The organism is Gaiella sp. (assembly GCF_035558935.1).
Taxonomy (GTDB): domain Bacteria; phylum Actinomycetota; class Thermoleophilia; order Gaiellales; family Gaiellaceae; genus Gaiella.
This window is the reverse complement of sequence record NZ_DATMBZ010000015.1, coordinates 1-12,180: the sequence shown is the minus strand read 5'-3', so window position 1 is coordinate 12,180 and position 12,180 is coordinate 1. Positions and strand designations below refer to the sequence as shown.

Annotated in this window: 16 protein-coding genes; 10 read left to right on the top strand and 6 right to left on the bottom strand. The window is 71.8% G+C overall.

Annotated features, from left to right (window positions below; translation table 11 throughout):
- The 4 genes from VNM44_RS01985 to VNM44_RS01970 all read left to right on the top strand — a co-directional run.
- On the top strand, positions 1–550 hold a 550-nt coding region (locus VNM44_RS01985), incomplete at its 5' end, for a ParA family protein (RefSeq protein ID WP_325622030.1).
- Positions 522–2,105 (top strand): cell division protein FtsZ, encoded by a 1,584-nt coding sequence (gene ftsZ / locus VNM44_RS01980; RefSeq protein WP_325622028.1) that lies wholly within the window; start codon positions 522–524, stop codon positions 2,103–2,105. The genes VNM44_RS01985 and ftsZ, both read left to right, overlap by 29 nt.
- Before the next feature lie 239 nt (positions 2,106–2,344).
- Positions 2,345–3,715, top strand: a complete 1,371-nt coding sequence (locus VNM44_RS01975) for a gamma-glutamyltransferase (protein WP_325622026.1) — start codon at positions 2,345–2,347, stop codon at positions 3,713–3,715.
- Entirely contained in the window at positions 3,712–4,245 is a 534-nt protein-coding gene (locus VNM44_RS01970) for a GNAT family protein (protein ID WP_325622024.1), read from the top strand. The genes VNM44_RS01975 and VNM44_RS01970 overlap by 4 nt, the downstream gene beginning before the upstream one ends.
- Here VNM44_RS01970 and VNM44_RS01965 read toward each other — a convergent pair.
- From VNM44_RS01965 to VNM44_RS01955, 3 genes are all read right to left on the bottom strand, one after another.
- The gene (locus VNM44_RS01965) at positions 4,190–4,477 is read right to left on the bottom strand and encodes a hypothetical protein (protein ID WP_325622022.1); all 288 of its coding nucleotides are present in this window, start codon (positions 4,475–4,477) and stop codon (positions 4,190–4,192) included. The two genes, VNM44_RS01970 and VNM44_RS01965, sit on opposite strands and share 56 nt — an antisense overlap.
- Before the next feature lie 142 nt (positions 4,478–4,619).
- On the bottom strand, positions 4,620–5,150 hold the full coding sequence (locus VNM44_RS01960; RefSeq protein ID WP_325622020.1) for a hypothetical protein: 531 nt from the start codon (positions 5,148–5,150) through the stop codon (positions 4,620–4,622).
- Positions 5,132–5,626, bottom strand: a complete 495-nt coding sequence (locus VNM44_RS01955) for a hypothetical protein (protein ID WP_325622018.1) — start codon at positions 5,624–5,626, stop codon at positions 5,132–5,134. The genes VNM44_RS01960 and VNM44_RS01955 overlap by 19 nt, the downstream gene beginning before the upstream one ends.
- 26 nt (positions 5,627–5,652) lie before the next feature.
- Between VNM44_RS01955 and VNM44_RS01950 the strand changes: the two genes are divergently transcribed.
- Positions 5,653–6,297 (top strand): YceH family protein, encoded by a 645-nt coding sequence (locus VNM44_RS01950; protein ID WP_325622016.1) that lies wholly within the window; start codon positions 5,653–5,655, stop codon positions 6,295–6,297.
- A 22-nt stretch (positions 6,298–6,319) separates the two neighbouring features.
- Here the strand turns inward: VNM44_RS01950 and VNM44_RS01945 are convergent, their stop codons facing one another.
- Together VNM44_RS01945 and VNM44_RS01940 are read right to left on the bottom strand one after the other, a co-directional pair.
- On the bottom strand, positions 6,320–7,291 hold the full coding sequence (locus tag VNM44_RS01945) for an ARPP-1 family domain-containing protein (RefSeq protein WP_325622014.1): 972 nt from the start codon (positions 7,289–7,291) through the stop codon (positions 6,320–6,322).
- Between the two features lie 50 nt (positions 7,292–7,341).
- On the bottom strand, positions 7,342–7,788 hold the full coding sequence (locus tag VNM44_RS01940; RefSeq protein WP_325622012.1) for a regulatory protein RecX: 447 nt from the start codon (positions 7,786–7,788) through the stop codon (positions 7,342–7,344).
- Positions 7,789–7,824: 36 nt separating this feature from the next.
- Here VNM44_RS01940 and VNM44_RS01935 point away from each other — a divergent pair, with 36 nt between their 5' ends.
- Both VNM44_RS01935 and VNM44_RS01930 read left to right on the top strand, forming a co-directional pair.
- Entirely contained in the window at positions 7,825–8,109 is a 285-nt protein-coding gene (locus VNM44_RS01935) for an AbrB/MazE/SpoVT family DNA-binding domain-containing protein (protein ID WP_325622010.1), read from the top strand.
- On the top strand, positions 8,076–8,513 hold the full coding sequence (locus VNM44_RS01930) for a PIN domain-containing protein (protein WP_325622008.1): 438 nt from the start codon (positions 8,076–8,078) through the stop codon (positions 8,511–8,513). The genes VNM44_RS01935 and VNM44_RS01930 overlap by 34 nt, the downstream gene beginning before the upstream one ends.
- 8 nt (positions 8,514–8,521) lie before the next feature.
- Here VNM44_RS01930 and VNM44_RS01925 read toward each other — a convergent pair whose 3' ends face one another.
- On the bottom strand, positions 8,522–9,178 hold the full coding sequence (locus VNM44_RS01925) for a helix-turn-helix domain-containing protein (RefSeq protein ID WP_325622005.1): 657 nt from the start codon (positions 9,176–9,178) through the stop codon (positions 8,522–8,524).
- 153 nt (positions 9,179–9,331) lie between these two features.
- Here VNM44_RS01925 and VNM44_RS01920 point away from each other — a divergent pair, with 153 nt between their 5' ends.
- The 3 genes from VNM44_RS01920 (at position 9,332) to VNM44_RS01910 (ending at position 11,807) form a co-directional block, all read left to right on the top strand.
- On the top strand, positions 9,332–10,753 hold the full coding sequence (locus VNM44_RS01920) for an MFS transporter (RefSeq protein ID WP_325622003.1): 1,422 nt from the start codon (positions 9,332–9,334) through the stop codon (positions 10,751–10,753).
- Positions 10,754–10,935: 182 nt separating this feature from the next.
- The gene (locus tag VNM44_RS01915; RefSeq protein WP_325622001.1) at positions 10,936–11,172 is read left to right on the top strand and encodes a hypothetical protein; all 237 of its coding nucleotides are present in this window, start codon (positions 10,936–10,938) and stop codon (positions 11,170–11,172) included.
- A gap of 5 nt (positions 11,173–11,177) precedes the next feature.
- Positions 11,178–11,807 carry a hypothetical protein gene (locus VNM44_RS01910; protein ID WP_325621997.1) on the top strand — a complete coding sequence of 210 codons (630 nt, stop codon included), beginning with the start codon at positions 11,178–11,180 and terminating at the stop codon, positions 11,805–11,807.
- The last annotated feature ends 373 nt before the right edge of the window (positions 11,808–12,180 follow it).

The window sequence follows — 12,180 nt, the reverse complement described above, 5'->3', positions numbered from 1 at the left end:
CATCGCGGTCGCCTCGATCGACCTCGCAGGCGCCGAGCTCGCGCTGTCCGCGCTCATCGGGCGCGAGCGCGCCCTCGACAAGGCACTCGTCGAGGTCCGCGACCGCTACGACTACGTCCTCATCGACACGCCGCCATCTCTCGGCCTACTGACGATCAACGCGTTCGTCGCAGCAGACGGCGTGATCGTGCCGGTGCAGTGCGAGTACCTCTCGCTGCGTGGCCTCGTGCAGCTCGAGAACACGCTCGCGATGGTGCGCGAGAACCTCAATCCGAACGTGGGAGTCGAGGGGATCGTCCCGACGATGTTCGACGGCCGGACGCTCCACTCCCGCGAGGCGATCGAGATCCTCGAGGAGAACTTCGGTGACCTCGTCTACCGTACTCGGATCAGGAAGACCGTTCGCTATGCCGAGGCGCCTGTGAAGGGCAGCTCGGTGCTCAAGTACGACCCGACGGGTGCGGCTGCGGAGGCCTACCGCGAGCTGGCACGCGAGATCGTCGCGCTGAAGGAGGCCGAGGATGGCGCGCAAGCGCGCAAGCATGCGTGAAGGCCCGCTCGCGGAGTTGTTCCGCGCGACCGAGGCCGCCCAGCGGGGACAAGGGGAGGAGCAGCGCGAGCCGCCTACGCCCGACCCGCCCAGCGAGGGGGTAACGGCCCAGGAGCCGCCGGCCGAGGCGCAGCTTCCGCTCGAGCCCGAGGCGCCGACGATCGTCCGCGAGCCGACGGATCCCGACGCGACGGTCGAGCACGTCTACGACTTCGAGGTCGGTCGCGCCGAGCGTCAGTCGACGCCGGCTCCCTCGCAGCAGGCTGCACCGCCGCAGGAGCGGATCCGTCCGGCACCGACCGAGCCGACCCAGCGCCCGGCCGAGGAAGACCCGGCCGAGGAAGACATGGCGCCGGTCGTCGAGCTCGTCCCGCCGCCGGTCGAGCAGCCGGCCGCGCGCGCGCCGCGGCCCGAGCCCGTCCCTGATCCGGTCGAGCCGTACACACCCCCGGCGAGTCGTTTTGTGACACCGATGCCCGAGAGCGCGCCGCGGCTCCACGTCGCTGGAGACGTCGCGTCCTACCTGGCCGTGATCCGCGTCGTCGGCGTCGGCGGCGCCGGCATCAACGCGGTCAACCGGATGATGGACGCAGGCATCGCACAGGTCGATTTCGTGGCCGTGAACACCGATGCCCAGCAGCTCGAGCTCTCGGACGCGCCGGTGAAGATCCACATCGGCGAGTCGATCACCCAGGGCCTCGGATCCGGCTCCGATCCCGAGACCGGGCGCCGCGCCGCGGAGGAGGGATACGACCACGTCCGCTCCGCGCTTCGCGGCAGCGACATGGTGTTCGTCACCGCGGGCGAGGGTGGAGGGACCGGCACGGGCGCCGCGCCGATCGTCGCGAAGATCGCGCGCGAGCTCGGTGCGCTCACCGTCGGGATCGTGACCACACCGTTCAAGTTCGAAGGGACCCGTCGCAAGGTTGCGGCGGAGAGCGGCGTCGAGGCGCTTCGCGCGGCCTGCGACACCGTGATCGTGATCCCGAACGACCGCCTCCTCGAGGTGCTCGACCGCTCGACGTCGATGATCGACGCGTTCCGGATCGCCGACGACGTGCTCCGGCAGGGCGTCCAGGGCATCTGCGACCTGATCACGATGCCCGGCCTCATCAACCTCGACTTTGCGGACGTCCGCACGGTCATGACGGACGCCGGATCCGCGCTGATGGGCATCGGCTACTCGGAGTCGCGCGAGAACCGGGCGCGCGAGGCCGCCGAGCGAGCGCTTCGCTCGCCCCTCATCGACACCGAGATCGTCGGAGCACGCGGGATCCTGCTCTCGATCGCCGGTGGCGACGACCTGACGCTGCTCGAGGTGAACGAGGCGGCGGAGGTGGTCCGCCAGGCCGCGACGGACGACACGAACATCATCTTCGGGGCGACGGTCGACGAGCGTCTCAACGGGCAGGTCTGGGTCACGGTCGTCGCGACGGGTCTCGGCGCGCCACGGCGCGCATCGTTCACGCCGGCCGCGGCTGCCATGGCCGTGTCGTCGGGGCGGTCGCACCCGAACGGCGAGCCCGAGCGCGAGCTGCCGAGCTTCCTGCGCTGAATCCGCGGACGCTCGGCTCGGGCGCACCAACCAGCGGGGTTCCTCTCGGAGAGGATCCTCCGTGCGCGTCTCCCGTCTCGCGGCACGTACCGCGACGTCCGCTGCTTCTCGCTGCTGCGAGGCGACGAGAACCAAGCCGCCGAGGATGCGCGGCGAGGTCGGGCGCCGCGGAAGGGCCGGACGCGTCGATCTCGGCGGGGTCGCGCGCGTCCTTGCGGGCTCCGCTCTACGCTCTGCGCATGCGTGGAGCCGTGGCGGCCGGAAACCGGGACTCGGCGGAAGCGGGTGCATGGGCGCTCCGCGAGGGTGGAACCTGCGTCGACGCCGCGCTCGCGGCGACCTTCGCCGCCTTCGTCACCGAGGGGCCTCTCACCGGGCCGTCCGGCGGCGGCTTCGTCGCCCTCCACGAGCCCGGCGACCGGACGACCGTCCTCGATTGCTTCTTCACCGTCCCCATGGCCGCGCGGGGCGAGATGGAGGAGGTCGAGATCGACTTTGCGGACGCCTCGACGCAGATCTTCCATGTCGGCGAGGAGTCGGTCGCCGTGCCGGGCCTCGTCGCCGGGCTGGACGAGGCACACGAGCGCCGCGGAGCTCTGCCCTGGGCAAGCCTGTTCGTGCCGGCGCTCGAGCTCGCTGCACGTCCCTTCCAGGCAACCGAGAGCCAGGCCTTTCTCCACGAGATCCTCGTCCCGATTCTCCAGCGCGAGGCGGGAGGGCGGCGAGTCTACGGAACGATGGGCGTCATCGACGCCACCGACGCGTTGCCCGCGCTGCGACTACTCCGCGACGCGCGCTCGGAGGCGCTGCCCCTCCTCTTTCCCGACCTCGCCGACGACCTCGCCGCGTATCGGGTGGAGGAGCGCCGGCCGCTCGAGGGCCCCTTCGGCGACGGGACGGTTCTCGCGACGCCGACGCCCTCGATCGGCGGGGCGATCGTCCAGGCCGGGCTCACGTCGCTCGACGCCGGCGACCGGCCGTCGCCCGGGTCCGTCGACGACGCCCGGGCGCTCGCCCGTGCGCTCGCGATCGCGTATGGCGAGCGCGGCGCCGGGGCCGGGATGCGCCCGACCGGGACCACGCACGTGTCGGTCGTCGACGCGGACCGCGCGGCCGTGGGCCTGTCGTCGACCCTCGGCTCCGGATCGGGCGTCTTCCGCGGCGGCTTCCAGCTGAACAACATGCTGGGCGAGCTCGACGTGATCGGCGAGGGCCCTCGCGAGCCCGGGACCCGTCTCCCGAGCATGATGACCCCGACGATCGTCCTCGACGCGGAAGGCGAGCCGCGCCTGGTTGCAGGGAGCGCGGGGTCCGTGCGTCTCGCCGGCGCGATCGTCCAGGTCGTCGACGCCGTCGTCGGCCACGGGCTGCCCGTCGGCGAGGCCATCGCACGGCCGCGGCTCCACGTCGACGGGGAGGTGGCGCACGTCGAGGGTGGCTGGCCGGACGTCGTCGCCCCCGCGCTCGAGGACGAGGGCTTCGATGTCCGCAGGTGGGCGAGCAGGAACCTCTTCTTCGGCGGCGTCTCGGCCGTCGAGCGTCGTCCCGGCGACGTACTGGCTGCAGCCGGCGACCCGCGTCGGGGCGGCCACGGGGTGGTCGTCGGATGATCGCGATCCGGCCCGCCGAGCCCTCGGACGCGCCGGAGCTCGTGTCCCTCGCGGCATCGGTCGGTCAGGAGGCCGGCGACTGGCTGCTGACCACCGAGACCTGGCGTCCGGTCGGAGATGAGCGCCGCTACCTCAAGGCCGTGCGCCGCCACGCCGACGCCGCGGTCTACGTCGCCGTCGACGGCGGTCGCATCGTCGGGCGCCTGTCGCTCGCCCGCGATCCCCACCCGGCGAGCACGCACGTCGCCGATCTGGGCCTGATGGTTGCCGAAAGCCATCGCCGACGCGGAATCGGGACGGCGCTCCTCGAGGCCGCGGTGGCCTGGGCGAAGGGATCGGGCGTCAGCAAGCTCGAGCTGCACGTGTTCCCCTGGAACGAGCCAGCGATCCAGCTCTATGAGCGATTCGGATTCGAGCGCGAGGGTCGCCGCCGCGGGCACTACCTGCGCAACGGCGACGCCGTGGACGCGCTCCTCATGGCGTACCACCTCCCTTCGGGATCGGGATCCCCTCCAGCTCCAGCGCCCTGACCAGGAACCGCCGCATCTCCGCTTCGTAGCGCGGGTCGAAGAGCGCCTCGCCGCCCACCATCCCGCCCGCGGCCTTCACGGCATCGACGAGCTCATGAATTGTCGGACCGGTCTCGGCTCGCCCGACCGGCAGCGCGATCCAGCTCGACGCCGTCGCTTCCGGCGCGCCCTCGCCGGGAGCGCCACCGGCGCAGCGAGCCTGGTCGTCGTCCTTCGCTGCCTGGTCGTCCATGCCGAGAGCCTGACGCAGAAAGCGTGACGTGTCTGTACCGGATCTGTGCCGAAAGTGCGTCGACGAGCGACGCCGCGACCACGGCCGGTCGACGTCGACACCGCAGGCCGGCGACGGCCGAGACCGGGCCGCACGGCGGAACTCAGGCCCTCGCCGCGGCGATCGCGACGAGCTCGTTCCACTCGGGGGCACCGTCACGACGCACGGCCTCCGCCGCCGAGGCGTGGTCCATCCTTCGCGCAGCCTCGGTGGAGAACAGCGCGAAGTCCGGCTCGATTCCCACCCGCGGGAGGTGGAGCCGATCGGCGTCCCAGCACGTCCCGATCGTCGGATTCGCGGACACGCGTCCGTCCGAGTGCAACCGAAGCGCGGTGACGAGCGAACGAAACCTCGACTCCTCGAGCCGCAACGCATCCTCGCCGCGCAGCTCGGCCGCGAAGTCCGCGGCACGGGAACCGTGCCGCGGGTCGATCGCTTCGTTCTCGCGCCGCGTGTCGTGCAGCAGGCCGAAGCAGAAGACGAGCGCCCGATCCGCACCGTCCGTCGCCGCGGCGAGCTCGAGACCGGTGGCCGCGACGCAGCGCCAGTGCTCCTCTCCGTGCCACGGCGACTCCCGCCGCCATGCGAGGGGCAACACCGCGTCGACCAGCCGACTCAGCGTCCGGGCTTCCACGTGCTCACCATCGCCCGCTGGGCGGACGTCTCGGGAGAGGCGACGACGGCGGCGGACAGATCCCGCCGGAGCTCGGCGATGCGACCGAGCGGATCGCCGCCGTCGAGGCCGTGCCGCACGAGCCAGCAGCCGACGACAGTGCCCGTTCGCCCGATTCCACCCCAGCAGTGGACGTAGACACTCCCGCCGGCGTCGAGTGCCGCATCGACGTCGTCGAGAATCCGGGTCATGTGCGGGATCGTCGTCGTGCCGAGATCGACGATCGGATGGGCAATCCGCCTCCGACCCGGACGGATCAGCCGCTCGTAGGGCTCGAGACAGTCGGCGGGGTGCGTCAGGTCGACGTAGATCGACACGCCGTGGTCATCGAAGAGCGCCAACCGCCGCGCTGTCTCGTCCGGGTCGGACGCACCCGGATACCTCCCGGCGAGCAGCCCGTCTGCGACGCGGTAGCTGTCTCGAATCGGGAGGTTCACCGGCACGCGCAGCGTACGCTTCACGCGTGGACGCCGACGCTGTCGAGCTGCGGGTCCTCGGGTGCCTGCTCGAGAAGCAGCGGACGACGCCCGACCAGTACCCGCTGTCGCTGAACGCGCTGCGGCTGGCGTGCAATCAGTCGACGAACCGCGACCCGATCGTCGAGTACGACGAGCGCGAGATCCACGAGGCACTCCAGCGCCTCGCCCGCCGTGGCTGGACGCGTCTCGCGAGCGGGGCCGGTAGCCGCGCGGCGAAGTACAGGCAGCTGTTCGACGACGCGCTCGGCCTCGCGGGCGACGAGGTCGCCGTGCTCTGCGTGCTCATGCTGCGCGGGCCGCAGACGCCGGGTGAGCTGCACCAGCGCACGGGGCGGCTTCATGCCTTCACCGGCTTGGAGGAGATCCACGAGACGCTCGACCGCCTCGCCGAGCGCGAGCTTGCCGAGCGTCTCCCGCGCCGGCCGGGGCAGAAGGAGGAGCGGTATCGCCACCTGCTGGGCGAGGAGGAGGCGGTAGTGCGCGCCGAGGCGCCACCGACGCCGACGCCGGCGCCCGAGACCGTGCCTGCGGCCCCATCCGGCCTCGAGGCCCGGGTCGCCGCGCTCGAAGCCGAGGTCGCACGGCTGCGCGAGTCGCTCGAGCGGCTCGAGACGCACACGCACGACTGACCGGCGCGCGGAGCGACGCCGCCTACCGCGCACGCTGCGACGGTCGCGCGATCCGTCCCTCCGCCGCCTCGGCGGTGACCGTGAAGGCCGAGAGCTGTATCACCTCGCCGTCGAGTTCGAGACCCGAGCCGACCACGCCCGGCCCGCGGAACCGCAGGTCGACGCCGAGGCCGGCCGCCGGCCCCCGTGTCACCGCTGCCTCGGTGACCTCGTCGACGAATGCGAGCATGCGCTCGGGCCGCGTCGGCGCCCGGTCGAGCCGGTCGAGCGCGTCGAGGAGGTACCCGTCGCGGAGCTTCGGCCACAGCGCCGCAAAGGCGTCGGGCCGCGACAGCGCGTCGAGGCAGAGCGTGTCGCCGATCCCGAACACGGCGCCGCACTGGCCGGGCAGGACCCCGAAAGCCGCCGCGAGATCGTCGAGTCGCCGGCGATGCGCCCGGAAGGCATCGCTGTGGGCGCGTGTCTCCGACGCGACGTCGAGCGCCTCGAGCCGCGTATCGACCGAGTCCCAGACCGCACCCTGCGCGGCGCCGCGCGCGAGCGGCTCCGCCCCCAGAGCTCGTGTCTTCATGCGCCTCAGCTGGGCGTGGGCGACGTGTCCGGCCGAGGAGAAGCTCCTCGACACCGCGCGCCAGCGGCCCCGCTCCACGCAGGAGACGGGCACGACGAGCTTCGATCCGGCGGCGACCAGCACGCTGACATCGAGAATCCGGTTCTGCTTCGCCCCGGCGAGCTCCTCGCCGTCGTAGAGCAACACTGCGTCGTCGAGCGGATTCGAAACCGCGAGCTCGGGCACGGCGCCGTCCGGTCCGGTCTCGGTGATCTCGAAGCCCCGCGCCAGCGCGTCGTCGAGCGTGGCGTACAGCGCGAGGGGATCGCGGGTGGGGAAGAGGGGGGCGACGACGATCCCGCGGTGCTCTGTGGGCTCGCCGACCTGAAACGGGAACGTCGGGCTCGGGGCCGGGTCGCGAGGACCGGGTGCCTGCTCGGGCATGGTGAGGCTCCTTTCGTCGGAAGGAGAGTCACCGCTCCGACGGAAGGGCCTTACGCGCGGTCGCGGCGCTCCCGCACGACCGCCCATGCCGCGCCCGGCGAGAAGCCGCGACGGACGAGAAACGCGACCGCGCGCCGCTCCGCTTTCGCGTCGGCTGTCGTACGCGACCCGAGTGCCGCCCGCGCGAGCACTACCTCGTCCGTGTCGCCGTACGCCTCCTCGAGCGCGGCCGCCACATCCGCCTCGCCAAGGCCGCGACGCCGGAGCTCCGCCTCGGCCCGCCGCCGCCCGTAGCCGCGCCAGCGGTGTCCGCGCGCGAGCTGGCCGGCGAGCTCGGGGTCGTCGAGGTACCCGAGCCGCGACGCCTCGTCGACGACCGGCGCGGCGACGTCTGCCGGCACGCCGCGCGCCGCGAGTTTCGCCTCGATCTCGGCGACGGACTGCGCACGCGCAGCGAGGGAGTTGACGACGAAGCGCCAGGCGGCAGCATGTCCCATCGAGTCATCTTGTGGCGTAGAATCCATGTTGCGATGATGGTACGCAGATTGTGGAGGCATCGAATCACGACGGCCGGGCAGGTGTCGATTCCCGCGGAGATTCGTACGCGGTGGGGCGCCTCGACCGTTTCGATCGAGGACCACGGTGATCGGATCGTGCTCCGCCCGGCGCAGGACGACCCGATCGACGCGCTCAAGGGCATCCTGAAGGGCAAGGGACGTGAGCTCTCCTCGGACGAAGCGATGTGGCGCCTCGACGAATCCGAGCGTCGAGCAGAGGATCGCAGGTGGAGCGACTCGTCCTCGACGCGCAGCCCGTAGTCACATTTCTCGCGGGCGAGCCGGCGGCCGACGAGATCGCCGAGCTCCTGCGGCGAGAGCCGGTGATGTCCGTTGCCAACGCCGCCGAGGTGGTCGACGTCCTCGTGCGGCTACGCGGCCTTGCCGCAGACGAGGCGCAGGCAGTCGTCCTCAGCTTTCTCGACGAGCTCGCCGCACCGGTGCCCGTGTCGCTCGAGATCGCCCTCGACGCCGGAGCGATCCGCGGCGCGGCCTCCCTCAGGCATCAGCTCGACGTGTCCCTCGCCGACTGCATCGCGATCGCGACCGCAGGCCCCGGAGGATCGGTCGCGACGTCCGATCCGGCCCTCGCGACCGTCGCCCGCGCCGAGGGCGTCGAGGTGATCGCCCTCCCGGACTCACGCGGCCGCCGGCCCCCCGCGTAGCCGCCCGCCTACGCCGCAGCGCTGGCGATGCCGGGCTCGGCCGGGGCGAACATCGCGACCAGGTGCTCGAGCTCGCGCTCGGTGCCGACGAGGATCCGCAGGCGGCCGTCCGCGACGGCCGCGCGGATCGGCACGGCGCCCTCCACGACCGCGTGGAGCTCCTCGGGCGGCGACTCGACGACGAGCGTCGGGTCCTCGGCCGGGAGCTTCATCGCGACGAGCTCGCCGCCCGTCACCTGCATCGTGATCGTCTCCCCGCCGACGAAGCGAACCTCGTAGACACCGTCCACCGCCTTCTCCGGGCGGAAGCGCGCGTGAACCGCGTACATGCTCCAGCAGTCGCCGGGATCCGGCGCGCCGAGCGTCCGCGCGCCCCACTGCGCGAGCGAGCGCAGCACGGCGTCGAGCTCGCGGCCACGCTCCGTCAGCTCGTAGACGGTCAGCGACCATGGCGGCGGCAGCTTCTTCTTCCGGACGATCCCGCCGGACTCGAGGTCGCGGAGTCGCGAGGTGAGGATGTTCGAGCCGATGCCGGGAAGGGCCTCGGCGAGATCCGTGAAGCGCCGCTGGCCGAGCATCAGCTCGCGCACGATGAGGAGCTCCCAGCGGTCGCCGACCTGGTCGAGCGCGTGGGCGACGGGGCAGTACTGGCCGTAGGTCTTCACAGACCACATTGTATGCCCTCGCTAGAGGTTCGGTTGTCCGCACTCTTTGTACGGAAGACCGTACTTTCAAATAGCAAGCATGCGGGCTACGTTCTGGGCCTCAACGACCCGAAAGGTGACGCACGCATGGTTGCTACCGGAAGACACAAGTGGTTGGCGCTGGCCCTGCTCAGCGTCGTCCAGTTCATGCTCGTGCTCGACATCGCGATCGTGAACGTCGCGTTGCCGTCGATCAAGGTCGACCTGGGCTTCTCCCAGGAGAACCTCCAGTGGGTGATCAGCGCCTACGCGCTCGTCTTCGGGGGCTTCCTGCTCCTCGGCGGCCGCGCCGCTGACCTCCTCGGACGGCGGCGGATGTTCATGGGCGGGCTCGTGGTGTTCACGGGCGCGTCGCTGCTCGCAGCGCTCGCGTGGAACGAGCCGTCGCTCATCGGCGCCCGGGCGATCCAGGGCCTCGGCGCGGCGATCATCGCTCCGGCCGCACTGTCGATCCTGATGACCACGTTCTCCGAGGGCAAGGAGCGCAACATCGCGCTCGGCGTCTGGGGCGCGGTCGGCGGGTTCGGCGCCGCGGCAGGTGTGCTGCTCGGCGGCGTCTTCACCGACCTCCTGAGCTGGGAGTGGATCTTCTTCCTCAACATCCCGGTCGGCGTGGCAGCATTGGCCCTCGCCCCGGTGCTGCTCGGCGAGAGCCGCGACCGCAGCATCCGCGGGTTCGACGCGCTCGGCGCCGTGCTCGTGACCGGCGGCCTCTCGGCAGCGGTGTTCGGGATCACGCAGGCGAACGACTGGGGCTGGAGCTCCTCGCGGACGATCGGCGTCTTCGCCGCCGCCGCGGTGCTCCTCGTCGGATTCGTCATCCGCGAGACCCGAACCACGCACCCGCTCATGTCGTTCTCGATCTTCCGGATCAAGACGGTCGCGGGCGCGAACATCGCCGGCTTCATCCTCGGCACGGCGCTGTTCTCGATGTTCCTGATGCTGACGCTCTACATGCAGCAGGTGCTCGGGTACTCGCCGCTCAAGACGGGCGTCGCATACATCGCGGTGGCCGGGACGTCGATCGTCTGGGCGATGGTCGCCCAGCAGCTCGTGACCCGCGTCGGGGTGAAGCCGGTGCTCGTCACCGGCATGAGCCTCCTCACGGTCGGGCTCCTGTACTTCACGCAGGTCTCGGTCGAGGGCTCGTATCTCGGCGACCTGCTGCCGGGCTTCCTCGTGATCGCGATGGGCATGGCGTTCTCGTTCGTCTCCATCTCGATCGCCGCGCTGGCCGGCATCCAGGCGAAGGACGCGGGTCTCGCGTCCGGGCTGATCAACACGTCGCAGCAGATCGGCGGCGCGCTCGGGATCGCCGTCCTCTCGTCCGTCGCGGTCGCCCACACGACCGACGCGGCGAAGGCAGGCGACGCGGTGCCGCAGGCGCTGACGTCCGGCTTCCAGGCGGCGTTCTGGGTCGGCGCCGGCGTCGCCTTCGTCGGCGTGATCGCGTCGCTCGTGTTGATCCGCAAGGACGAGCTCGCGGTCGCTCCGTCCTTCGAGACCGAGGCGGAGGCGCTCGCCGAGGCGGCGTAGAGCCCGCTCCCGGGGCGGCCGCGCCCACTCGGTCGCCCGCAGCTGGAGGGCCCGGCGAACGCCGGGCCCTCCGTCGTGCGTCCGCTGCTCCCCGCCCTTCGCGGGGCGCCCCGTGCGCGGCCCCCGATGAGGAGTTCGGCCGCGGACGTGTCGGTTCTCACCCCTGCGGGTACCGTTTCGCCATGGCCAAGAAGAAGAGAAAGAAGCGCTGGTCGGACTTTTCGCCGCGGACGCAGACGGCGATCGTCCTCGGCGGCATCGCGGAGGTCGTCGTGACGACCGTCGCGTTTCGCGACCTCGTTCGCCGGCCCGCCGCGCTCGTGCGCGGGCCGAAGCCGCTGTGGGGCGCGGCGCTGTTCGTACAGCCGATCGGCTCACCGCTCTACCTCCTTGCCGGCCGTCGCATCGGCTCGGCCTGAGCGCGATGGCGACGAACCTTCCCGAGCTCCGCGAGGGCACGCTCGCGACGCCGCTCCCGCCGACCGAGCCGGAGGGCAACCGCCTGCTCGACGCGGTGGCGGGCCTGTTCGACAACGTCATCGACCGCATCCTCCTGAGCCCGGAGCGCGTGACGTCAGCGGCCGAGGGCAAGCGGCTGATGTCGCGGGACGACGACACCGAGGACATGGCCGACCGCGTCCAGCGCGTCGCGGTCATCGCGACGCCGATCGTGCGGACGCTCGCGCGCGGGTCGCGCTTCCTGCCTCGCGTGCCGTGGGTGCTCGTGGCGAGCACGACCGCCAACCTCGTCGTGACGCTTCGCGCCGGGGTGCAGGAAGTCCGCGTGCTCGGGTCGCTGGTCGCGCATCGGCTGGAGCAGGCGACCGGACGCCCGGCCGACCCGCGGCTCGTGAAGCAGCTCACGCTCGAGCTCTATCTCGGGCCGAAGCGCACGCCGACGCTCTCCGGCGGTCTCCAGCTCGGGAAGCTCGTGCGCAAGTGGCTCTTCCGCGGAGCGATCGGCAGGGATACGCGCAAGGGCGCGTGGAAGGCGCTCGAGGCCGCGGAGCGCCTCGACGTCGCGACGCTCGAAGCGCGTTGGCGCAGCCGCTGACCGGCGCTCCGGCCGCCTCGAACGAGGACGCCGGTGCTGCGTATGCCTCGGCGTTCCGACGCGACTCCGCTCATCCGGGAGCGCGAAACGCGACGAAGCCGCCCCGAGTAGAAGCAGCCCCGCGCCCACCATCACGCTCAGCCGGCGGCCGCCGATGAACGCCGACCGGGCCGCCGCGACGAGCTCCGCTCCCCGCGCATCCAAGCGGTCGCCGAGTTACATTCTGCGGCCCCGCTTGAGCTCCCAGGCGCGCTGGTTCAAGGTCTTCCGCGACACCGCGTCGTAGTGCCGCAGCGAACGACCCGCGATGCGCAACTCCGCGGCCTCGGCGACGAGCCCATTGCATTCGAGGTCTGCCGCCGTCGCATCGACC